General features: G+C 68.5%; 24 protein-coding genes. 15 read left to right on the forward strand and 9 right to left on the reverse strand.

Annotated features, from left to right (window positions below; all coding sequences use genetic code 11):
- From ON33_RS05380 to ON33_RS05400, 5 genes are all read left to right on the forward strand, one after another.
- The coding region (locus ON33_RS05380) for a biotin/lipoyl-containing protein (protein WP_040855884.1) at positions 1 to 182 on the forward strand (182 nt) is incomplete at its 5' end.
- Positions 183 to 248: 66 nt separating this feature from the next.
- Positions 249 to 674: a DUF1707 SHOCT-like domain-containing protein gene (locus ON33_RS05385; RefSeq protein WP_040855886.1), complete on the forward strand. Its 426-nt coding sequence runs from the start codon at positions 249 to 251 to the stop codon at positions 672 to 674.
- Positions 674 to 1,018: a hypothetical protein gene (locus tag ON33_RS05390; RefSeq protein ID WP_040855889.1), complete on the forward strand. Its 345-nt coding sequence runs from the start codon at positions 674 to 676 to the stop codon at positions 1,016 to 1,018. Before ON33_RS05385 ends, ON33_RS05390 begins: the two co-directional genes overlap by 1 nt.
- A 256-nt stretch (positions 1,019 to 1,274) precedes the next feature.
- A complete protein-coding gene (locus tag ON33_RS05395; RefSeq protein ID WP_040855892.1) occupies positions 1,275 to 1,538 on the forward strand; it encodes a hypothetical protein in 264 nt (87 codons plus the stop codon).
- An 88-nt stretch (positions 1,539 to 1,626) separates the two neighbouring features.
- Entirely contained in the window at positions 1,627 to 2,427 is an 801-nt protein-coding gene (locus ON33_RS05400) for a biotin--[acetyl-CoA-carboxylase] ligase (protein WP_040855895.1), read from the forward strand.
- 12 nt (positions 2,428 to 2,439) lie between these two features.
- Here ON33_RS05400 and ON33_RS05405 read toward each other — a convergent pair whose 3' ends face one another.
- Both ON33_RS05405 and ON33_RS05410 read right to left on the reverse strand, forming a co-directional pair.
- The gene (locus ON33_RS05405) at positions 2,440 to 3,873 is read right to left on the reverse strand and encodes a serine/threonine-protein kinase (protein ID WP_169336779.1); all 1,434 of its coding nucleotides are present in this window, start codon (positions 3,871 to 3,873) and stop codon (positions 2,440 to 2,442) included.
- Between the two features lie 59 nt (positions 3,874 to 3,932).
- Entirely contained in the window at positions 3,933 to 4,886 is a 954-nt protein-coding gene (locus ON33_RS05410; protein ID WP_040855997.1) for an acyl-ACP desaturase, read from the reverse strand.
- Between the two features lie 193 nt (positions 4,887 to 5,079).
- Here ON33_RS05410 and ON33_RS05415 point away from each other — a divergent pair, with 193 nt between their 5' ends.
- The 3 genes from ON33_RS05415 to ON33_RS05425 all read left to right on the forward strand — a co-directional run bounded on the left by ON33_RS05415 (position 5,080) and on the right by ON33_RS05425 (position 7,706).
- Positions 5,080 to 5,604: a PH domain-containing protein gene (locus tag ON33_RS05415; RefSeq protein ID WP_040855896.1), complete on the forward strand. Its 525-nt coding sequence runs from the start codon at positions 5,080 to 5,082 to the stop codon at positions 5,602 to 5,604.
- A gap of 30 nt (positions 5,605 to 5,634) precedes the next feature.
- Positions 5,635 to 6,312: a response regulator transcription factor gene (locus ON33_RS05420; RefSeq protein ID WP_040855899.1), complete on the forward strand. Its 678-nt coding sequence runs from the start codon at positions 5,635 to 5,637 to the stop codon at positions 6,310 to 6,312.
- An 83-nt stretch (positions 6,313 to 6,395) separates the two neighbouring features.
- Positions 6,396 to 7,706: a sensor histidine kinase gene (locus ON33_RS05425; RefSeq protein ID WP_040855999.1), complete on the forward strand. Its 1,311-nt coding sequence runs from the start codon at positions 6,396 to 6,398 to the stop codon at positions 7,704 to 7,706.
- Positions 7,707 to 7,845: 139 nt separating this feature from the next.
- On the opposite strand, the gene ON33_RS05430 is transcribed toward ON33_RS05425, so the two are convergent.
- Positions 7,846 to 8,394, reverse strand: a complete 549-nt coding sequence (locus ON33_RS05430) for a GtrA family protein (protein WP_040855903.1) — start codon at positions 8,392 to 8,394, stop codon at positions 7,846 to 7,848.
- Positions 8,395 to 8,510: 116 nt separating this feature from the next.
- Between ON33_RS05430 and ON33_RS05435 the strand changes: the two genes are divergently transcribed.
- From ON33_RS05435 to ON33_RS05455, 5 genes are all read left to right on the forward strand, one after another.
- Positions 8,511 to 9,716 (forward strand): 5-(carboxyamino)imidazole ribonucleotide synthase, encoded by a 1,206-nt coding sequence (locus ON33_RS05435; RefSeq protein ID WP_051151675.1) that lies wholly within the window; start codon positions 8,511 to 8,513, stop codon positions 9,714 to 9,716.
- The gene (gene purE, locus ON33_RS05440; protein WP_040855909.1) at positions 9,709 to 10,212 is read left to right on the forward strand and encodes a 5-(carboxyamino)imidazole ribonucleotide mutase; all 504 of its coding nucleotides are present in this window, start codon (positions 9,709 to 9,711) and stop codon (positions 10,210 to 10,212) included. Before ON33_RS05435 ends, purE begins: the two co-directional genes overlap by 8 nt.
- 93 nt (positions 10,213 to 10,305) lie before the next feature.
- Positions 10,306 to 11,001, forward strand: coding sequence for a TetR family transcriptional regulator (locus tag ON33_RS05445; protein ID WP_040855911.1), 696 nt, complete (start codon positions 10,306 to 10,308; stop codon positions 10,999 to 11,001).
- A gap of 170 nt (positions 11,002 to 11,171) precedes the next feature.
- Positions 11,172 to 12,329: an acyl-CoA dehydrogenase gene (locus tag ON33_RS05450; RefSeq protein ID WP_040855914.1), complete on the forward strand. Its 1,158-nt coding sequence runs from the start codon at positions 11,172 to 11,174 to the stop codon at positions 12,327 to 12,329.
- Between the two features lie 441 nt (positions 12,330 to 12,770).
- Positions 12,771 to 13,091: a hypothetical protein gene (locus ON33_RS05455; RefSeq protein ID WP_040855917.1), complete on the forward strand. Its 321-nt coding sequence runs from the start codon at positions 12,771 to 12,773 to the stop codon at positions 13,089 to 13,091.
- On the opposite strand, the gene ON33_RS05460 is transcribed toward ON33_RS05455, so the two are convergent.
- From ON33_RS05460 to ON33_RS05470, 3 genes are all read right to left on the reverse strand, one after another.
- Positions 13,088 to 13,378 carry a GNAT family N-acetyltransferase gene (locus ON33_RS05460; RefSeq protein ID WP_040855920.1) on the reverse strand — a complete coding sequence of 97 codons (291 nt, stop codon included), beginning with the start codon at positions 13,376 to 13,378 and terminating at the stop codon, positions 13,088 to 13,090. The two genes, ON33_RS05455 and ON33_RS05460, sit on opposite strands and share 4 nt — an antisense overlap.
- A gap of 45 nt (positions 13,379 to 13,423) precedes the next feature.
- Positions 13,424 to 14,743, reverse strand: coding sequence for an FAD-binding oxidoreductase (locus ON33_RS05465; RefSeq protein WP_051151681.1), 1,320 nt, complete (start codon positions 14,741 to 14,743; stop codon positions 13,424 to 13,426).
- 107 nt (positions 14,744 to 14,850) lie between these two features.
- Positions 14,851 to 16,314 carry an MFS transporter gene (locus ON33_RS05470; RefSeq protein ID WP_245550312.1) on the reverse strand — a complete coding sequence of 488 codons (1,464 nt, stop codon included), beginning with the start codon at positions 16,312 to 16,314 and terminating at the stop codon, positions 14,851 to 14,853.
- A gap of 147 nt (positions 16,315 to 16,461) precedes the next feature.
- On the opposite strand from ON33_RS05470, the gene ON33_RS05475 reads away from it, so the two are divergent.
- Together ON33_RS05475 and ON33_RS05480 are read left to right on the forward strand one after the other, a co-directional pair.
- Positions 16,462 to 17,085: a TetR/AcrR family transcriptional regulator gene (locus ON33_RS05475; RefSeq protein WP_051151676.1), complete on the forward strand. Its 624-nt coding sequence runs from the start codon at positions 16,462 to 16,464 to the stop codon at positions 17,083 to 17,085.
- 30 nt (positions 17,086 to 17,115) lie between these two features.
- A complete protein-coding gene (locus ON33_RS05480; protein ID WP_040855925.1) occupies positions 17,116 to 17,436 on the forward strand; it encodes a GroES family chaperonin in 321 nt (106 codons plus the stop codon).
- Between the two features lie 64 nt (positions 17,437 to 17,500).
- Here ON33_RS05480 and ON33_RS05485 read toward each other — a convergent pair whose 3' ends face one another.
- The 3 genes from ON33_RS05485 to ON33_RS05495 all read right to left on the reverse strand — a co-directional run bounded on the left by ON33_RS05485 (position 17,501) and on the right by ON33_RS05495 (position 20,470).
- Positions 17,501 to 18,289 carry an SDR family oxidoreductase gene (locus tag ON33_RS05485; RefSeq protein ID WP_040855927.1) on the reverse strand — a complete coding sequence of 263 codons (789 nt, stop codon included), beginning with the start codon at positions 18,287 to 18,289 and terminating at the stop codon, positions 17,501 to 17,503.
- A gap of 82 nt (positions 18,290 to 18,371) precedes the next feature.
- Positions 18,372 to 18,947, reverse strand: a complete 576-nt coding sequence (locus ON33_RS05490) for a TetR/AcrR family transcriptional regulator (RefSeq protein ID WP_040855930.1) — start codon at positions 18,945 to 18,947, stop codon at positions 18,372 to 18,374.
- Between the two features lie 107 nt (positions 18,948 to 19,054).
- Positions 19,055 to 20,470 (reverse strand): NAD(P)(+) transhydrogenase (Re/Si-specific) subunit beta, encoded by a 1,416-nt coding sequence (locus ON33_RS05495; RefSeq protein ID WP_040855934.1) that lies wholly within the window; start codon positions 20,468 to 20,470, stop codon positions 19,055 to 19,057.
- Between the last annotated feature and the right edge of the window lie 3 nt (positions 20,471 to 20,473).

The raw sequence follows: 20,473 nt of genomic DNA on the forward strand, positions 1-20,473 counted from the left end.
CAGTCGTGAAGGTCGCCGTCGAAGAGGGTCAGTCCGTCGAGGCGGGCGACCTGGTGGTGGTGCTCGAGGCCATGAAGATGGAGAACCCGGTCACCGCCCACAAGGCCGGTGTCATCACCGGGCTCGCGGTGGAGGCGGGCGCCGCCATCACCCAGGGCACCGTGCTCGCCGAAATCAAGTAACGCAACATGATTCGCCGAGTGGCCGCTCACCTGCAGGTGAGCGGCCACTCGCGCTAATGTCGTGGCATGGCTGAACCACCCGAGATTCGTATCGGAACCGCCGAGCGTGAGGACGCGATGAAGCGGTTGTCGGATCATTTCGCGGCGGGACGGCTCAGCGTGGCGGAGTTCGACGAGCGCAGCGGTGTCGTGGCCGCGGCGCTGACGCGCGGGGACATCGAGCGGGTGTTCACCGATCTGCCGGAGCCGGTCGCGGAGAAGAGCGTTCCGGCGCAACGGGAGTCGCGGTTCGGCGCGCACTGGCGCGACCGGGTGATGCCCGTCGTCCCGATCGTCGCGCTGATCCTGTTCTTCGTCACCCACCAGTGGTGGATGTTCCTGTTGATTCCGCTGGCGGGCGCGGTGCTGTACGGCGGGCGCAATCCGGGCCGGCGGCCGGACCGCCGGGATCGCCGGCGGCAGCGGCGGCTGGATCGGGGATCGGAGGACTGATGGAACCCATCGAAATCAATGCGGGCAGTTGGTATCTGCGCGCCCTGCGCGCCGACGAGCGCATCGACGACCGGCCGGCCCTCGCCGACGGCGGCATCACCGAGGCCGGCTATGTGGCCCGGCGCAGCGCCGAATGGGCCGAGGAGACCCACTTCTCGTGGGCGGTGTGCATCCCGACCACCGCGGAGATGGTCGCCGAGATCGGTGTCCGGCCCAATGCCGACGGCACCGCGACCGTGACCGGCTGGGCGCGTACGGGATACGACGCCGCGCTGGCGGACGGTCTGGTGACCGTGCGCCGATTCACCGCGGGCGCCCTCGGCCTGGACCCGGTCGACGCCTGAATCCGGCCCGCCGGATTGCCTCCCCTGTCCGGTCCGGACACGGATCTGGACCCTGAAAGTCCGCCTCTGCCAGCCGTAATGCCATCCGGACCCGAAAAAATCGGTCGTGCCGGGCCCCGGTCGTGGGTCACTCTGGAGTCGCATCCGAAACCGACGACCTGGGGAGGCGGTTATGTGGAGCTGGAGTGCACACCAAGCAGATCGGGCAGCGGCGGCATCGTTCACCGCGTGGCGGTTCCGTGACCCGGAGCCGACAGTGACCGATCCGGATTTCAGTGAGACGGGGGACGGGGACGGCGCGACCGAAGACGGGCGCACCGCTCCGCTCGACGGTGACTGCCGCACCGGAGGCGGCGACGACACGACGGGGGACGCCGCCGCCTCCGAGTATGCGGAGATGCCGGGCGCGGAGGAGTCCGACGCGACCGGCGATGCGCACGAGGACATCTCCGAACACGCGCTCACCAGCCTGTTCGAGGCTCTCGCCGGCCTGTTGCAGGCGGGTTCCGCGGCACGATAGTGCTCCGGGCGCATCAGGGGCGGGTCCGATCCGGACCCGCCCCTTGTCGTTTCCGTCCCCGGCCGGGCGGGGGAGTAGCGTGCCGGATATGGACAGGTCGCCGCTGAATGCTGACGTGCTGGGCCGGAGTGTTGCCGAGGTGCCCGAGCTGGGTTTCTTCTCGGCCGTCGAGGTGGTGGAGTCGACCGGGTCGACCAATGCGGATCTGGTTGCGCGGGCCGCGGATTCGAGTGCTGATCGGCTGGTGCTGATCGCGGAGTCGCAGGAGCACGGCCGCGGCCGCCACGACCGGCGGTGGGTGAGCCCCGAGCGGGCGCAGATCGCCATGTCGCTGCTGGTGCGGGTGCGCGGTATCGATCCGGCCGTGCTGGGCTGGCTGCCGCTGCTGACCGGCGTGGCCGTGGTGGACGCGGTGCGCGCGGTGGCCGGGGTGAAGGCCGTGCTCAAGTGGCCCAATGACGTGCTGGTGGACGGCCGCAAGCTGGCCGGGATCCTGGCCGAGATCGCGGCGGCGGGCACGGACCCGGCGGTGGTGGTCGGGGTGGGGCTGAACGTGTCGCTCACCGAGGCCGAACTGCCTGTCCCGCACGGCACGTCGCTGCTGCTGGCCGGTGTGCCGGAAATCGATCGCACGGTGCTGGCGCAGGCGATGCTGCGCGAGTTCGCGCGGCGCTTCACCGCGTGGGAGGCGTCCGGCTGGGATATCGCCGAGCTGTCGGCCGCCTACCGGGAACGCTGCGCCACGCTCGGCGCACAGGTCCGCGCGGAGCTACCCGGCGGTGAGGTTCTCACCGGAATCGCCACGGGCATAGACGAATACGGCCGCCTGCTGATCGGTGATCGTGCTGTGTCCGCGGGCGACGTCACCCACCTGCGCGCCGAATACTGATCCGGCAGGCCGTTACTGGCTGTACTGCCCGTGCTGTCCGCGATGATTGTTGCCGCCGGGCCGAGTGCCGCCGCCGGGACCCGAACCCGGGCTCGGGATGCCCGGAATCGACAGACCCGGGATGGTGAAGTCGGGATCGGGTTGCCACGGGGCGCTCGGAATGCCGATTGCCGGTGGTCCGGCGGGGGCCAGCGTGTCATCCGGCGGCGGCGCCACGGGTTCGGCCGCGGGGGCCTCGGGAGTCGGTGATGTGTCGCTCGGCTGCTCGGTGGTCGTCGGGATCGTTTCTCGGACAATCACTTTCGTGGTCGGTACGGCCGAGGTTCGGGCGCGCTGCTCGGGGTGCGCGTCCGCGGCCCAGCTGGTGAACGTTGCCGCGCCGATCGCGAGCACGATGGCGGCGCCCGCGAAGCCCGCGGTGGCGAGCCGCCGCCGTCCGGTCCAGCGGCCCAGGCCCAGATCGGTGGTCTTGGACAGCGCGACCGTCCGTGTCTCCGGCTCGGATGGGGTTGCCGCGGCGGGCACCGGGTGCGGGATGGCGGTGGTGCGGGCATCGGTGAGGGCTGGGTTGGGGATGGCCACGGTCGCCTGCGTCCCGGGCTCGGGCTGGACCGCGGGCGCGGCGAGAGCGGCCTGCGCGGCGGCGGCGAATTCGCCTGCGGTGGAATAGCGTTCGCCGGGTTTCTTGGCCAGGGCGCGCAGCACGACCGCGTCGAGTGCGGCCGGTACGGTCGCGTCGATGGTGGACGGCGGTTTGGGTGCGAGTTCGAGGTGGGCGCGCATGAGCTGTGCCGGATTGCGGACCCGGAAAGGCCTTTGGCCGGTGAGACATTCGTAGAGCACGCAGCCCAGCGAGTAGATGTCGGAGCGTGCCGTGACGGCGCCCTCGAAGCGTTCCGGCGCCATGTAGGCGGGGGTGCCGATCAGCATGCCGGTCTGGGTGATCGGGCTCTGGCCGTCCTGCAGGGCGGTGCCGAAGTCGATGAGGTAGGCGACGTCGTCGGGGGCGACGATGATGTTCTGGGGTTTGACGTCGCGGTGGATGAGCCCGGCGGCGTGGGCGTCGTCAAGGGCGGAGGCGACCTGCGAGATGAGCTCGACGGCCGCGTCCGCGGCCATCGGACCCTCCCATTCGAGCAGGGCCTCGATGTCGAGGCCGTCCACGAATTCGGAATCGATGTACAGCCGGCCCTCGAGTTCGCCGTAGCTGTGCACCGGGACCACGTGGGGTCCGTGCAAGAGGGAGGCGGCTCGGGCCTCCCGTTCGAAGCGCTGCCGGTATTCGGGATCGGCGGTCAGTACGGGCGCCAGCATTTTGAGCGCCACGGTGCGATCCGCCACGGTGTCGTGCGCACGCCACACTTCCGCCGACCCGCCGCTGCCGAGCAGTTCGTCGAGGCGGTATCGGCCCAGGTAGCCATCCCCCAACGGATTTCCTCTCGTCACACTGGGGGACACCATAGCGAACCGGACTTTATTTCAATCGCGCACGACGCGCGTCCGCGTCAGACCGACTGCAATTCGCCGCGGGCGGCTTCCCGGGCGAGCATGCGGTCGCGTTGCTCTTCGAACTTGACGACATCCTTGCCGAGCTTGTCCAGATAAGCGGCCAGGGTCTCGCGCGCCTGCTCGCCGCGCGGCCCGAAGTCGTTGCGCTCGAAGATATTCCAATTCTTCAGCACCGGGCCGACGACTTCCTCGAGGTGCTGGCGCAGGTCGTAGATGCCGTGTTTGGCCATCATGACGCCGTTGCGGCGGAAGTTCGGCATGCCGTGGCCGGGCATGACGAAATTGGTGAGCACCCTGGTGATGCTCTCGACCGCCTGATCGGGGACCAGGTCCAGGCCCGCGCCGCACAGGCTGCGGTAGAAGATCATGTGCAGGTTCTCGTCGGCGGCGATGCGCTGCAGCATGCGGTCGGCGATCGGGTCGTCGCAGACCCGGCCGGTATTGCGGTGCGAGACACGGGTGGCCAGCTCCTGGAACGTCACGTACGCGACGTTCTCCAGAAAGCCGCCCCAGTTCTCCGGCGACTGCACGCCATTGGTCATGTGGATCATGCGGGCCTGTTCCAGCGCCACCGGATCCACGCCGCGGGTGACCACCAGGTAGTCCCGCATGACGATGCCGTGCCGGTTCTCCTCGGCGGTCCAGCGGCCCACCCAGGCGCCCCAGGCGCCGTCCTGGGAGAAGTTCTCGGCGATCTCGCGGTGGTAGGAGGGCAGGTTGTCCTCGGTGAGCAGATTGGTGATCATCGCGATCTTGGCGACCTCGGACAGCCGCGACTGCGAGGGATGCCAGTCCTCGCCGCCCATGGCGGCGAAATTGCGGCCCTGGTCCCACGGCACGTAATCGTGGGGGTGCCATTCCTTGGCCATCGACAGATGCCGATTCAGATTCGCCTCGGCGACGGGTTCGAGCTCGGAAAGTATCTGGAACTGCGTCAACTCGCGGGTCACACACGCCTCCTGTGTCTTGCACACCGGGTAGAGCCTGAACAGGTCTTGCTCGGAAACCACGAAGGTCTTGCGCGGTACAACTAGGAAGTAAGGCAACTCGTGCCTGCCGATGGTATCGGTAACCGCACGATTGTGCCCCGGCCCGCAGGCTGCTGTGCGGCATTCCGACATCTGGCCGCGATAGGGTTTCGGCATGGGTTATCCGGAGGAGGCGTTGGCGGCCGAAGAGGTGCTGCTGCTGCACCGCCATCCGCATTGGAAGATGTTGTTCTGGCCCGCTGTGACTTTCATCCTGATCACCGCGTTGGCCGGATTCGCCGCGGGTGTGACCGCGCGTAATACCCACGACACCCTCCAGACCGTTCTACTGCTCGGCATTCTGGCGCTGTGGCTGGGGATCGTGCTGTGGCGCAGCGTCGCACCGCTGATCCGGTGGAAGTCGACGCATTTCATCGTGACCGATCGGCGGGTGCTGATCCGGCAGGGCGTGCTCACCCATACGGGGATCGACATTCCGATGAACCGGATCTCGAATGTGCAGTTCCGCCATGGGTTGTTCGACCGCATGCTGGGTACCGGCACGCTGATCATCGGCTCGTCGTCGGAGGATCCGCTGGAGTACGACGACATTCCGCATGTGCAGCAGGTGCACGCGCTGCTCTATCACCAGGTCTTCGATGTGGTGCAGAAGAATCCGAACGGCGGCGGCTTCTACTGATCCGCCGGGGCGTACCCGTAGTCTGGTGCCGTGACCGCAGTACTGCTGGCCGAGGATGACGAGGCCATCGCCGCCCCGCTGTCGCGGGCGCTGGGCCGGGAAGGCTATTCGGTGACCGTGGAGAGCTATGGTCCCGCCGTGCTCGAACGGGCCCTCGAGGGCGGCCACGACCTGCTCATCCTGGATCTCGGCCTACCCGGCATGGACGGTCTCGAGGTGTGCCGTCAGGTGCGGGCGCGCGGCGCCGAGCTGGCCGTGCTGATGCTCACCGCGCGCACCGACGAGGTGGACTTCGTGGTCGGCCTGGACGCCGGCGCGGACGACTATGTGGGTAAGCCCTTCCGGCTGGCCGAGTTGCTGGCCCGGGTGCGGGCGCTGTTGCGCCGCAGTGGAATCGGCGACGAGGCCGTGGAGGTGGGTGGCATCCGGCTGGAGCCGGCCGCGCGCCGGGTGCTGGTGAACGGCGTCGAGGTGAATCTCGCGAACAAGGAGTACGAGCTGCTGAAGGTGCTCATCGACCGGGCCGGGCAGGTGGTCTCGCGCGAGATGATCCTGCGCGAAGTGTGGGGTGACGCCGATCTGCGCGGCTCCAAGACTCTGGATATGCACATGTCGTGGTTGCGCCGCAAGATCGGCGACGAGGGCCCGGTGGCGGAGCGGCGCATCGTGACGGTGCGCGGCGTAGGCTTCCGGTTCAACACCGACTAGCCGCTCAGTTCGAAATCGTTTGTGTTGTGCTGTTCCGCGCGCGTCCGAACCCCGAAAGCCCGGCGAAGCGAGGCATCTCGACGATGAGACGCAGAATTCTGCTGTCGATGGTGGCCGCTCTGACCCTCACCACCCTGGTTCTCGGTGTGCCGCTGGCGTTCACGGCCTGGAAGTGGGTCGAGGACATCAACCGCAACGAACTGCGCAACCGCCTCAACGGCATCTCCGAGGAGGTGACGCGGCAGGAACGCGACGGTGTGGTGTACGGCGATCTGGACGTCAAGGCGGTGCGGCTGCTGATCCCGGCCAACGGCAAGCTGACCATCATCTATCCCACGCCGACCGAACCCAACAAACGGGTCGACATCGGCGCTGACACGGTGCGCGATCCGCTCTCGGAGTCCTGGTCCATGGGCACCGACGGCTCGCTACGGCTGGAAGTGCCCTCGGCCCCAATGCATTCCATGCAGCGGCAGGCGCTGGGCGCGGTGCTCGGCCTGGTGCTCATCTCGCTGGGCGCGGGGATCGCGGTGGCGGTGGTGACCGCGCGCCGGGTGGCCGACCCGCTGCGGGATGTGGCGGCCCGCGCGGCGCGGCTGGCCATGGGCGACTTCCGCGCCGATCCGCGCCGCCACGGCATCACCGAGCTGGACCGCGTCTCCGACGTCTTGGACTCGGCGACAGTGGAAATCGCCGGCCGGCTGCAGCGCGAGCACGCCCTGGTGGCCGATGTGTCGCATCAGCTGCGCAGCCGGCTCACCGCCGTGCGCCTGCGCCTGGACGAACTGTCCGCGCACGCCGACCCGGCGGTGGTGCACGAGGCGGAAGAGGCCATGGCACAGGTGGATCGGCTCACCGACGCCATCGACGAACTGGTGCGCGCCTCCCGTGACGAGGGCGCGGCCGAACGCGATCCGCTGCCCGTGGTGGCCGAATTGCGCAGTGTCGTCGCGGAATGGCGGCATCCGTTCGCCGAGGCCGGGCGCAAGCTGGTGCTGCTCGGCGACCCGACTCTCAAAGCGCCCGTGACGGGTTCGCGGTTGCGCGAGGCCGTCGCGGTGCTGGTCGACAATGCCCTCATGCACGGCGGCGGCACCTGCACGGTGTCGGTGCGCACGGTGGCGGGCCGCATGGACGACCGCGAGCCGCTGGTGGTCGTCGAGGTCGCCGACGAGGGCGACGGCGTGCGAGACGAGCTGGCGCCGCACATCTTCGACCGCGGCTTCTCCGCGGCGGGCTCCACCGGCGTCGGGCTGGCGCTGGCCCGCGCGCTGATCGAAGCCGACGGCGGGCGACTGGAACTGCAGCGCCGCCGGCCCGCCCTGTTCGCCGTGTTCCTCGGCTCCTCGGGGGTGGCGTCGCGGCCGATCGCGGTCGGCACCGAGCCGCGCTGACCCGCTATCCGTTATCGGGCGAGTACGACGCCGGGCAGTGGCCTGGGTCTGGCCCCGGTGGCTCGGCAATCCCGCTTACACGGCGGAACCGCGACAATCGAGGAAAATCCGGCGGGCGGCGTCCGCCTCACCGTCACTCTCAGCTGTGGCCCAGCTGCTCCTCGTTCTCGCTGACGAGATCCTCGAATTCGTTCTGCAGTTCCTGCATTTCGTCCGGAAAGACCCACTTCTTCATGGCGTAGAACCGGAATGCCATTTGCAGTAGGTTGCCGATGATGAAGGCGCTGAAGAAGTCGGCGATGTTCTCGACGGTGAAACTCACATTGGGCTGCCGGAGGTCGAACACGTAGCTCGACACCCACAGCGGCAGCGCGGCGAGTCCGACGCCGATCCCGCTGACCAGGAAGAACAACAGCGCTTCGTGGTGCTTCTCGCGTCCACCGCGCTTGTCGAAGGTCCATTCCCGGTTGAGGATGTAGGACACGATGACCGCGATGGTGCCCGACATGATGCGGGCCACGGTCGGCTTGGTGTCCATGATCGTCCATTTCAGGACGTAGAAAATGCCCAGGTCGATGACGAACGTGGTCGCACCGACTATCGCGAACTTGATCAGTTCGTAATGGCGATCCGCGAGGGCCCGCAGGGGTGTGGGCAGGCGGTTGACCACTTTGTCGACAAATGACACGGGCCGAGTCTACGTCGCTCGTCCACGCTGTGTCCGGCCGGTACAAATTGGGGCATATACCTGTCGGGTGACCCGCGGGTCGGGCACCGGTGGATGCCATGACAACATAGTGCAGCGTGAGCGCCCGTTCCTTCGATTCCTCCGCGATGCCCACCGTCACCATGATCGGCGGTGGCCAGCTCGCGCGCATGACCCATCAGGCGGCCATCGCGCTGGGCCAGCGGCTGCGCGTCCTCGCCGAGCGCCCCGACGATCCGGCCGCCCAGGTGACGCCGGAGGTGGTGCTCGGCAGCCACGACGATCTGGCCGCGCTGCGCAAGGCCGCCGTCGGCTCCTACGCGCTGACCTTCGATCATGAGCACGTGCCGACCGCGCACCTGGAGGCGCTGATCGCCGAGGGCGTGAACGTGCAGCCGCCGCCGCAGGCGCTGATCTTCGCCCAGGACAAGCTGCTGATGCGCCGCAAGCTGGCCGAACTGGGCGTGCCGATCCCGGCCTACACCGAGGTGACCTCGGTCGCCGACGCCGTGAATTTCGCCGACGAGCACGGCTGGCCGTTCGTGCTGAAGGCGGTCCGCGGCGGCTATGACGGCCGCGGCGTGTGGATGCCCGCCGACGCCGCCGAGGCCGCGCCGATCATCGAGGACCAGCTGGCCCACGGGGTCTCGCTGATGGCCGAGGCCAAGGTGGATCTGAAGCGGGAGCTGTCGGCCATGGTCGCGCGCTCCCCGTTCGGCCAGGCGGCCGCCTGGCCGGTGGTCGAGACCGTGCAGCGCAACGGCCAGTGCGCGGTGGTCATCGCGCCCGCGCAGAACCTGAGCGAGGCCAGGGCCACCGAGGCCGAGGCGCTGGCCCTGCGCCTGGCCGCGGAGCTCGGCGTGACCGGCGCCATGGCCGTGGAGCTGTTCGAGACCCACGACGGCGACCTGCTGGTCAACGAGCTGGCCATGCGCCCGCACAACTCCGGCCACTGGGGCATGGACGGCGCCTGCACCGGCCAGTTCGAGCAGCACCTGCGCGCGGTCCTGGACTACCCGCTCGGCAGCACCAAGCCGCTGGCCCCGGTCACCGTCATGGCCAATATCCTGGGCGCGGCGGAGGCCCCCGCGATGTCCATGGACGAACGGCTGCACCATCTTTCGGCCCGGATCCCCGAGGCCAAGGTGCACCTCTACGGCAAGGGCGAGCGCCCCGACCGCAAGATCGGCCACATCAACATCCTCGGCGACGACATCGCCGAGACCCGGGAGAAAGCCGAGCGGGCGGCGTACTGGATGTCGCACGCGATCTGGACCGACGGATGGGATCCGCACCATGACTGACACCGCGCAGGTTGGCCTCATCATGGGGTCGGACTCCGACTGGCCCACCATGGAGGCGGCCGCGGAAGCCCTGGCCGAGTTCGGCATTCGCTTCGAGGTCGGCGTGGTCTCCGCGCACCGCACCCCGCAGCGCATGCTGGACTACGCGAAGAACGCGGCCGGCCGCGGCATCAAGGTCATCATCGCGGGCGCGGGCGGCGCGGCCCATCTGCCCGGCATGGTCGCCTCCGCGACCCCGCTCCCGGTCATCGGCGTCCCGGTGCCGCTGAAGTATCTGGACGGCATGGACTCGCTGCTGTCGATCGTCCAGATGCCCGCCGGCGTCCCGGTGGCCACGGTCTCCATCGGCGGCGCCCGCAACGCAGGCCTGCTGGCGGTTCGCATCCTGGCCGCCGCCGACCCCGAATTGCGTTCTCGCATGGAACGTTTCCAGGCGGGCCTGGAGCAGATGGTCCTGGAGAAGGACGAGACGCTGCGCACCAAACTCCTGGGCTGACGCGCCCGTCTTCCCGAACCGACCTCACCCCGTTTCCGCGCGCCGTCGGCCGTGGCGTGCGGAACGGTCCGCCGGGGTCGCTACCGTTGGCGGATGCCTACCGACCAGCCCGCGCGGCCGCGCGCCGACACGGATTCCACCCAGCGCCGTCTCACCGTGGTGGATCAGGCATTACGGCTGTTCGCCGAAAAGGGTTACGAGGCAACGACGGTCGACGAGATCGCGGAGGCCGCGGGGATTTCGCGGCGGACCTTCTTCCGGCAGTTCCGGTCCAAGGAGGACGTGGTCTTCGCCGATCACGAGTCGCAGCTGACGCAGGCGCGGGCCTTCCTGGATGCCGCGGTGGGGGATCCGTGGGAGGCCGTGTGCGAGGCCGTGGTCGAGGTGTTCGAGCGGTTCACGCAGTGGCGCGAGATCGCGGCCCGGCGCTACGGGGTGGTGCGGCAGGTGCCGACGCTGCGGGAGCGTGAGATCGTGACGGTCTTCCGGTACGAGCGGTTGTTCACCGATTTTCTGCGCCGGCGGTCGCCGGACAGTTCCGATCTGGCGCTGGTGCAGTTCACCGCCGCGGTGACGGCGACGCACAACTATCTGCTGCGGCGCATGGTGCGCGGCGAGTCGGCGGCGAGTCCCGAGGATCTGCGGTCGGCGCTGGCGACGATTCCACGCGGAGGCGTCGCGCGCGAAGCCGCGCCGGGCTCGGACCAGATGGTGGTGGCGGTGTTCCCCCGGGATCTCCCGCCCCGGCAGGTCGCTGACCTGCTGGCTCGTCGGCTGGATACGCTGTGAGCTGTCCCCAGTGGCATAAATGACACTGCGTGCCACAGATTGGTGAGCAAGTACCCGCACGTGATCGGGATATCGCGGCGTATACTTAATTTCGAATGGCACTGAGTGCCGTACATGTTGGCGATGCTGGACAACCACCGGCGATCCCCCGACGACCAGGAGAGCACCCCATGGCGGGCAACCCCGATTTCAACCTGTTCCAGCTCGAGGACTTCCACCACGAACTGCGCGAGGCCATCCGCGGCCTGTCCGAGAAGGAGATCGCCCCGTACGCGAAGGATGTGGACGGCAACGCCCGCTTCCCCGAGGAGGCGCTGACCGCCCTCAACGCGGCCGGTTTCAACGCCGTCCACGTGCCCGAGGCCTACGGCGGCCAGGGCGCCGACTCGGTCGCCACCTGCATCGTGATCGAGGAGGTGGCCCGCGTCTGCGGTTCCTCCTCGCTCATCCCGGCCGTGAACAAGCTCGGCACCATGGGCCTGATCCTGAACGGTTCCGAGGAGCTCAAGACCAAGGTGCTCGCCGACATCGTCGCGGGCAAGATGGCCTCCTACGCGCTGTCCGAGCGTGAGGCCGGCTCCGACGCCGCCTCCATGCGCACCCGCGCCCGCCAGGACGGCGACGGCTGGATCATCAACGGCTCCAAGTGCTGGATCACCAACGGCGGCCGCTCCGACTGGTACACCGTCATGGCCGTCACCGACCCCGACAAGGGCGCCAACGGCATCTCCTCGTTCATGGTCCACAAGGACGACGAGGGCTTCGTGGTCGGCCCGCTGGAGCACAAGCTGGGCATCAAGGGTTCCCCGACCGCCGAGCTGTACTTCGAGAACTGCAAGGTCCCCGGCGACCGCATCGTCGGTGAGCCCGGCACCGGTTTCAAGACCGCGCTGCAGACCCTGGACCACACCCGCCCGACCATCGGTGCGCAGGCCGTCGGTATCGCGCAGGGCGCCCTCGACGCCGCGATCGCCTACACCAAGGACCGCAAGCAGTTCGGCAAGACCATCGCGTCCTTCCAGAACACCGAGTTCATGCTGGCCGACATGGCCATGAAGATCGAGGCCGCCCGCCTCATGGTCTACACCTCGGCCGCCCGCGCCGAGCGTGGCGAGAAGAACCTGGGCTTCATCTCCGCGGCCGCCAAGTGTTTCGCCTCGGATGTGGCCATGGAGGTCACCACCAACGCGGTCCAGCTCTTCGGTGGCGCCGGCTACACCACCGACTTCCCGGTCGAGCGCATGATGCGCGACGCCAAGATCACCCAGATCTATGAGGGCACCAACCAGATCCAGCGCGTCGTCATGTCGCGTCAGATCCTGCGCTGACGTTCTCGGCGAGTTCGTAAGTCCCGGAGGCGGTTCCGAGTTTCGGCTCGGGGCCGCCTCCGGTCCCTCGGCAGGGCTGCCGCGGTGTCGAGGGGGCTTCCGCGCCGCTGTTCGCGCCGGGTGTCGCGTGACTGTGAAATGCTTCTTCTTCGCAGCTAACTGGCGGCCCTGCGGGTGTCCGCCGCGGGGTCCCGGAGATCGGTCCTGCCCTGCGCGTGAGCCGCATTCGAGGCGCCCGGCCGCAGGCCGGGCCCGGCACGCCGGATGCTCGCCTGGGCTGCCACGCCGAAATCTGTTCAGTAGCCGAGGAATTGCTCCGGGGGGCGGTCAACCGCCGATGTGCGGCGGGCTGGTTCGCCGGACTTTTCCTTCACGGCTCCCTCGGGTAAAGCACGGGTTTCAGGGCTGTTCGGGCCGGGGTGCTGGAGGCACTATTGACCCATGGCCGGAGTCGAAATCAACGACACCTTCGTCCGGCGCACACTGGCCGACGGACGGGTGGAAGAGGTCGCGTGGACGGAACTGGCAGAGGTGCGGATCATTACGGCGGCCGACGGCCCGTTCGCCGGCGATGTGTTCTTCGTGCTGATCGGGGCGACCGGTAAGGGCTGTGTGGTGCCGTACTCGGCCGCCGACACCGCGTTCCTGGCCAAACTCCAGTCACTGCCGGGGTTCGACGACGCGAAGGTGGGGGAGGCGATGGTGGGTAGCGCCGACCGGCACTTCCGGGTGTGGCGGCGCCGGCATCACCGCTCGAATTAGGCCACCAGGTCGGCGTACTCGGGGTGCTCCCCGATGTACTTCTCGACGTACCAGCAGGTGGGAATGATCGAAAAGCCTGCGGTGCGCGCGTCGTTCAGCGCGAACTCCACCACCTGCGCGGCCACGCCGCGGCCCCGGAACTCGGGAAAGGTGAGGGTGTGCTGGATGTCGCGGACCCGGGTGTCGCCGTCCACCCGCTCCGCGTAGTCGGCGTAGCCCGCGAGAGTGCCGTCCAGGTAGATCTCGTAGCGGGTCGCGTCGGCATTGTGTTCCAGCTTGGTGCTCATGACCTGTGTGAACTTCCTTGTGAGGTGGATTGTTCCGGTGCCCGGTCAGAGAACCGCGCCCGGATTGAGTATCCCGTCCGGATCCAGCGCGTCCTTGATGCGGCGGGTGAGCGCCATCACGTCGGGGCCGAGCTGATCGGGGAGCCAGGCCTTCTTGAGCCGGCCCACGCCGTGCTCGCCGGTGATGGTGCCGCCCAGTCCGATGGCCAGGTCCATGATCTCGCCGAACGCGCGGTGCGCCCGCTCGGACTCGTCGGGGTCGGCGGGATCGTGCACGATCAGCGGATGGGTGTTGCCGTCGCCGGCGTGCGCGATGACGGAGATGAGCACCCGGCGGTGCGCGGCGATCTCGGCGATGCCGGTGACCAGGTCGCCGAGCCGGGGGAGCGGCACGCCGACATCCTCGAGCAGCAGCGGCCCTTTGCGTTCCACGGCGGGAATGGCGAATCGCCGTGCCGCGCAGAAGGCTTCGCCCTCCTCGGGATCGTCGGTGCGGAAAGCCTCGGTGGCTCCGGCCTTTTCGCAGGCGGCGAGCATGATGTCGGCCTCGTGCCCGGCGTGTTCGCCCGGGGCGTCGGACCGCGCCACCAGCAGCCCGGCCGCATTCCGGTCGAGTCCCATGCGCAGCTCGTCCTCGACGGCGTTGATGGCGACCGAATCCATGAATTCCAGCATGGAGGGCCGCAATTGGCCGGTGATGGCGAGGATGGCGTCCGTCGCCGCGGTGAGCGTGGCGAAGGTGGCGACCACGGTGGACTGCGGCGGCTGCGCGGGCAGCAGCCGCAGGGTCAGCTCGGTGATGATCCCGAGCGTGCCCTCGCTGCCGACGAACAGTTTGGTGAGCGACAGCCCCGCCGAGTCCTTGAGCCGCGGCCCGCCCAGCCGCACCGCGGTTCCGTCGGCCAGCACGACCTCCATGCCGAGCACGTAATCGGTGGTGACGCCGTACTTCACGCAGCACAGCCCGCCGGCGTTGGTGGCCGCGTTCCCGCCGATGGAGCAGATCTCGAACGACGACGGATCCGGCGGATACCACAGCCCCCGCTCGGCCACGGCCCGTTTGACCTCGGCGTTCAGCAGTCCCGGCTGCGCCACCGCCGTCCGGGTCACGGTGTCGACGCTGATCTCCCGCATCTTCTCGGTGCTCAGCACCAGCGCCCCGCGCTGCGCGGTGGCCCCGCCGGACAGGCCGGTTCCGGCCCCGCGCGGCACGATCGGCACCCGATGTCCGGCGGCCCACCGCACGGTCGTCGCGACCTGCTCGGTGGTCAACGGCCGCACCAGCGCGAGGGCGGTCCCGGCCTCCGGATCCAGTGCGCGGTCCTGCCGATATCCCGCGAGCACATCCGGATCGGTGACCACCATGCCGGCCGGGAGCAGGGTGCGGAGTGAGTCGAGATCGATGTCCACACTCAGAAAACTACGGGCTCCCGGCTGGTTTGTCCGGAAGCCCGTGGATCCCCGTGGCTGTCTCAGCGCGCGGTTCCGGTCTTCGGCAGCGCGAGTGCGGCGGCGAGCACCACGGCCAGCACCGCGGCTCCGCCCAGGGCGGCCATCTCCATGGCGGTCACGTAGCCGCCGGTCCCGTGGTGCGCGCCCAGCGCGCTGAAGAAGATGACGCCGAGAACCGTTGCGCCGATGGCGTTTCCGAACTGCTGCGAGGTGGTCAGCACTCCGGCCGCCATGCCCGCCTGCCGCGCCGGGATCCCCGACGACAGCACCGCCCCGACCACCGACGGAATGGTCAGCCCGTTCCCGGTCCCGACGATCATCATGCCCGGGATGAGCGCGAGGACGCTCACCCCGCCGCCCAGGGTGAACAGCACGCCCAGCGTCAGCGCCAGCCCGGTGAGGCTGGTGAGCGTGCCCGCCACCATGACCCGGTTGCCGATCCGGGCGGCGACCCGCGGCGCGAGGAAGAACGAGCTGCCCGCGAAGCACAGTCCCAGTGGCGCGAAGGCCAGCCCGGCGGTGAGCGGCGAGAGGCCGAGCCCGTTCTGCAGCATGAGCGTCAGGCACAGCATGAATCCGGCGAAGAAGGCCAGATATCCGCCCGCGATCACCAGCCCGAGGCTGAATCCGCGTTCGCGCACCATGCCGGTGTCGAGGACGGGTTCGCCGCCGCGGCCGGCCAGCCGGTTCTCGTAGCGCAGGGTGAGCAGCAGCACCGGGATCGAGGCGAGCATGCTGAGCCAGGTCCACACCGGCCAGCCCTCGGGGCGGCCCAGCGTGATCGGGACCAGCAGCAGCGCCAGCGCGGCCGAGATACCCAGTGCGCCGATCGGATCCAGTTTCGGCCGCTGGATTTGTTCGTGCCGGGGCAGCCAGCGGGCGGCCAGCGCGGCGGCGATCAGCCCGATGGGCACGTTGATGTAGAAGATCGTGCGCCAGCCCCAGCCGAACAGGTCTGCGTCGAGCAGTACGCCGCCGAGCACCTGGCCCGAGACCGCGCCGATGCCGATGGTGGCGCCGAAAGCGGCCATGGCCCTGGGTCGTTCGTGCGGCGGGAAGAGGGTGTTGATGAGGGCGAGCATCTGCGGCACCATGAGCGCCGCGGTGCCGCCCTGCAGGATGCGGAAGGCGACTAGCGCCCAGGCATTGGGTGCGAGCCCGCACAGCAGCGAGGCGAAGGTGAAGGCGAGCATGCCGATCACGAACAGCCGGCGGTGCCCGTGCAGGTCGCCGAGGCGGCCGCCGGTGATCAGGCCCGAGGCGTAGGCGAAGCCGTAGCCGCCGACGATGAGTTCCAGCGCCGATTCGCCGGCGTGCAGGTCGTGTTCCAGCGAGGAGGCGGCGACATTGACGACGAACCAGTCGAACATCGCCATGAACATGGCACTGAGGATGACGGGCAGGGCGCGCCAGCGGGCGGCGAACTCGAGGGGGCCGGCGGCGACGGGAGCCGTTGCGGCGGGCCTGTTTTCGAGGGTGGTCACGTCGTTCTCCCGAACGTGAAAAGGGATGGGAGGCGGTGGCGCACCGTTGCGCCGGGAAGCTCGAGCTTTGTAACTAACCGGTTGGTTAGAGATATTCCACCCGGATCCCGCGTCTTGTCAACCAGTTGGTTGGTTACCATCGGGGGCATGGCAGGTATCAGGGACCCCGAGGCCACGAAGGCGCGCATCTTCGAGGCCGCGACGGCGGAATTCGCGCAGTACGGGATCGCCGGCGCGCGGGTGGACCGCATCGCGCGCAATGCCAAGGCCAACAAGCAGCTCATCTACGCCTACTTCGGCGACAAGGAGAAGCTCTTCCATCAGGTCCTGGAGAAGACCATGCTGACCGTCGCCGGCTCGGTCACCACAGATATCGAGGACCTCGACACCTGGATCGACCAGCACATCGACTACCACCGCGAGCACCCCGAACTGCTGCGCCTGCTCCAGTGGGAAGCGCTGGAACTGGGCCGGGACCATGCCTCGGCGGGTGAATTGCGGTGCGGCCGTTACCTGGAGAAGCGCGCGAAGATCGAGGTGGCGCAGGGCAAGGGCCTGCTGCGCGCGGACATGCCGTCCGGACAGGTGCTCATGCTGCTCATGTCGATGATCAACTATCCGCTGGCGGTCCCGCAGGTCAACGCGTTCACCCTGGGCGTGGCGGCCGACCCCGAGGAGCAGCGCGCCTGGATCAAGGACGCCATCCGGCGGATCGTCGAGCCCGCGAGCGAAACCGCGACCGTGGCACCGGCGGCGGGCACCGGGGCATAACCGCTCGTCCCCGCGCAGTACACTGCCGCGGTGTCCGATGCCAAGCTAGAGATCCAAATGCTGCACGACCGCGTCATGGTCAAGCTCAATCCCGAGGCGGGCGAGCGGCGCAGCAGTGGCGGCATTCTCATCCCGGCCACCGCGCAGGTGGCGAAGCGCCTGTCGTGGGGCGAGGTCTGCGGCGTGGGTTCCCATGTTCGCGCGGTGAGCGTCGGCGACCAGGTGCTGTTCAGCGCCGACGATCAGTTCGAGGTGGAGATCCAGGCGCAGGCGTATTACGTGCTGCGCGAACGTGATCTGCACGCGGTCGCCAATGCCCATCCCGAACACGGCACCGGCCTGTACCTGTAGCGCACTCGAAGCCCGAACGGTCCGCGCCCTTTTCGAGGACGCGGGCCGTTGCCGTGACGGCCGATCAGGCCGTCTTCAGGATGCCGCCGTCGATCACGTAGTCCGCGCCGTTGATGATGGCGGCCTGCTCGGAGGCCAGGAAGGCCACCAGTGCCGCCACCTCGCTGGCCTCGGCGATGCGGCCGGAGGCGATATCGAACTGGGCCGGAATGGCGTTCAGGAACTGCTCCTGGTCCAGTCCGCTGGCCGCGGCCAGCTTCGCGCCGAGATGGTCTGGGCCGCGCCAGATGTCGGTGCCGACCGGACCGGGCGACACCGTGTTCACGCGGACGCCCCGTGGGCCGAACTCCTCGCTGAGCCGCTTGCCGAAGTTGGTGAGCGCGGCCTTGGCCTCGCTGTAGCCGACCGGGCCCTTGGCCGGGATCCGGGCGTTGATCGAGGACACTGTCACGATCGCGCCGCGCCGCTCGATGATGCTCGGCAGCGCCGCCCGGGTGGTGGTGACGACGCCGAACAGGTTGAGGTCGAACAGCTTTCGCCACTGCTCGTCCGGCGTCTCGAGGAAGCCGCCGAGGACCAGCTGGTCGGGGTCGCCGCCACCGACATTGTTGACCAGGATGTCGATGCCGCCGAGTTCGGTCAGCGCCGCCTCGACCGCTGCGAGCGCGCCCTCGGTGCTGCTCAGGTCGGCGGAAATGGTTGCCGCCGCGACTTTTTCGAGTTCGGGTGAGATGTTCCGGGCGACGCCGGCCACCCGCACGCCCTCCGCGGCGAGGGTTTCGGCGACGGCCAGGCCGATGCCTCGGCTGGCCCCGGTGACGAGTGCGGTCTTGCCGTTCAGTCCGAGATCCATGATCCGTACCTTTCTTGAACTGTGGGTCAAAAACGGGGGTAAAAGAAAAGGCCGCGGGATGCGGCCCCGATGGGCAGTGGTTTCAGAGGGTGGACAGGGTAGTGTCGACGATCCGGTACAGCATCGCCGTATCCGCGATCTTCGCCGTGACGCGAAGGCCGCCAATGGCATTCATCAGGTACTCGCTGTAGGCGCGAGCGTCGAGCTCGGCGCGGACGTCGCCGTCGCGCTGTCCCTGTTCGATGCGCTCGGCGATCACCTCGATCATGTGGGCATGGGCGGCCGTGACCGCCTCGGTCGCCTCCGCATCGTGCCCGCCGAGCTCCATGGCGGTGTTCACCACCATGCACCCGCGCCGCACCGGCTGCGACAGATCGCTGTCCACAACCCAGCGCATCCAGGCCCGCAGGCACTCCCGGGCGGTCCCCGGCTGCGCCAGGGACTCGCGTGCGAACGCGGCCCCGAGTTGGTCGTAGCGCGCCATGCACAGGTTGAACAGCTCCCGCTTGCTGCCGAAGGCGTTGTAGAGACTGCCTTTTCCGATCCCGGTCGCCTCGGCGAGCTGGGCGGGCGAGGTATTCGCGTACCCGTGGGTCCAGAACGCCTCCATGGCGCGATCCACCACCGCTTCCTCGTCGAAGTTGCGTGGCCGGCCCATGCCTCGACTCTAGAAGTTCTAGACCTTCAGGTCAAGAATTGTAGTGAAAATCGGCCCGCGCCGGAAGACGCGGGCCGGTTGTGCCGTGCCGTGGGGCAACCCGTTGGCTACAGGGCTTTGAGTTCCTCGGTGACTGCTCCGACGGATTTCTTGGCGTCGCCGAAGAGCATGGAGGTGTGGTCGGCGTAGAACAGGGGGTTGTCGATGCCGGCGAAGCCGGAGTTCATCGAGCGTTTGAGCACGATGACGCTTTTGGCTTGGTCGACGTTGAGGACGGGCATGCCGTAGATGGGGGAGGAGGCGTCTTCGCGTGCGGCGGGGTTGGTGACGTCGTTGGCGCCGATGACGAGGGCGACGTCGGTGCGGGCGAATTCGCCGTTGATGTCGTCCATTTCCTTCATGGCGTCGTAGGAGACCTCGGCTTCGGCGAGTAGGACGTTCATGTGGCCGGGCATGCGGCCGGCGACGGGGTGGATGGCGTATTTGACTTCGACGCCTTTGGCTTCGAGCAGGGCTGCCATTTCCTTGACCGCGTGCTGGGCCTGGGCTACGGCCATGCCGTAGCCGGGGACCACGATGACCTGGTTGGCGTAGGCCATTTGGATCGCGGCGTCGGCGGCGGAGGTGGCTTTGGCCTGTTTCTGCTCGCCGCTGCTGCCCGCGCCGGGTGTTGTTCCGCCGCCGCCGAATCCGCCGGCGACGATGGCGGGGATGGATCGGTTCATGGCCTTGGCCATGAGGTTGGTCAGGATGGTGCCGGAGGCGCCGACGATCATGCCGGCCACGATCATGGCGGTGTTGTCCAGCGCCAGGCCCGCGGCGGCCGCGGACAGGCCGGTCAGGGCGTTGAGCAGGGAGATGACGACGGGCATGTCGGCGCCGCCGATGGGTAGCACCACCATGAGGCCGAGGATGCCGGCGAGGACGAGCAGCGCGATCATCCAGTATTGCGGTACGCCGGTGTCGGTGGCGCCGATGCCGATGACGACGGCCGCGGCGATCGAGCCGGCGAGCAGCAGCAGGTTGAGGGGCTGTTGTAGTTTGCCCAGGCCGATCGGTTTGCCGGGCAGGATTTCCTGCAGTTTGCCGAAGGCGATGACCGAGCCCCAGAACGAGACCGAGCCGATGATGGCCGCGAACAGCGAGGCGATCACGATGTGCACCGTCGGCTGCTCGTGCACCGCGGAAAAGCCCTTGGTGTCGAGGAATTCGGCCCAGGCGATGAGTGCGACGGTGCCGCCGCCGACGCCGTTGAACGCGGCGACCAGTTGCGGCATGGCGGTCATCTTGGTGAAGCGGGCGGGCGGAACGCCCAGCAGCACACCGACGGCCAGGCCGGCGACGATGATGATCCAGTTGCTGGTGTGCCGGATGGCGATGAGCGTCGCGACGACCGCGATGACCATGCCGGTGGCGGCGATCTGGTTGCCGCGCACGGCGGTCTTGGGGCCGGTCAGGCCCATCAGGCCGTAGATGAACAGCGCGAACGCGACGATGTAGAGGATATTGACCAGGTTGTCCATGGC

The sequence above is a fragment of the Nocardia niigatensis NBRC 100131 genome, assembly GCF_000308655.1.
In the GTDB taxonomy this organism is placed as follows: Bacteria; Actinomycetota; Actinomycetes; order Mycobacteriales; family Mycobacteriaceae; genus Nocardia; species Nocardia niigatensis.

Coding starts and splice junctions, on each gene's coding strand:
- ON33_RS05485 (WP_040855927.1), bottom strand. CDS start 18,289: ATGGATCTCGGACTGAACGGCAAGACCGCACTCGTCACCGGGGCCAGC.
- ON33_RS05390 (WP_040855889.1), top strand. CDS start 674: ATGGAACCCATCGAAATCAATGCGGGCAGTTGGTATCTGCGCGCCCTG.
- ON33_RS05385 (WP_040855886.1), top strand. CDS start 249: ATGGCTGAACCACCCGAGATTCGTATCGGAACCGCCGAGCGTGAGGAC.
- ON33_RS05415 (WP_040855896.1), top strand. CDS start 5,080: ATGGGTTATCCGGAGGAGGCGTTGGCGGCCGAAGAGGTGCTGCTGCTG.
- ON33_RS05465 (WP_051151681.1), bottom strand. CDS start 14,743: ATGGTGGTCACCGATCCGGATGTGCTCGCGGGATATCGGCAGGACCGC.
- ON33_RS05475 (WP_051151676.1), top strand. CDS start 16,462: ATGGCAGGTATCAGGGACCCCGAGGCCACGAAGGCGCGCATCTTCGAG.
- ON33_RS05400 (WP_040855895.1), top strand. CDS start 1,627: ATGGACAGGTCGCCGCTGAATGCTGACGTGCTGGGCCGGAGTGTTGCC.
- purE (WP_040855909.1), top strand. CDS start 9,709: ATGACTGACACCGCGCAGGTTGGCCTCATCATGGGGTCGGACTCCGAC.
- ON33_RS05495 (WP_040855934.1), bottom strand. CDS start 20,470: ATGGACAACCTGGTCAATATCCTCTACATCGTCGCGTTCGCGCTGTTC.
- ON33_RS05455 (WP_040855917.1), top strand. CDS start 12,771: ATGGCCGGAGTCGAAATCAACGACACCTTCGTCCGGCGCACACTGGCC.
- ON33_RS05425 (WP_040855999.1), top strand. CDS start 6,396: ATGAGACGCAGAATTCTGCTGTCGATGGTGGCCGCTCTGACCCTCACC.
- ON33_RS05490 (WP_040855930.1), bottom strand. CDS start 18,947: ATGGGCCGGCCACGCAACTTCGACGAGGAAGCGGTGGTGGATCGCGCC.
- ON33_RS05445 (WP_040855911.1), top strand. CDS start 10,306: ATGCCTACCGACCAGCCCGCGCGGCCGCGCGCCGACACGGATTCCACC.
- ON33_RS05450 (WP_040855914.1), top strand. CDS start 11,172: ATGGCGGGCAACCCCGATTTCAACCTGTTCCAGCTCGAGGACTTCCAC.
- ON33_RS05460 (WP_040855920.1), bottom strand. CDS start 13,378: ATGAGCACCAAGCTGGAACACAATGCCGACGCGACCCGCTACGAGATC.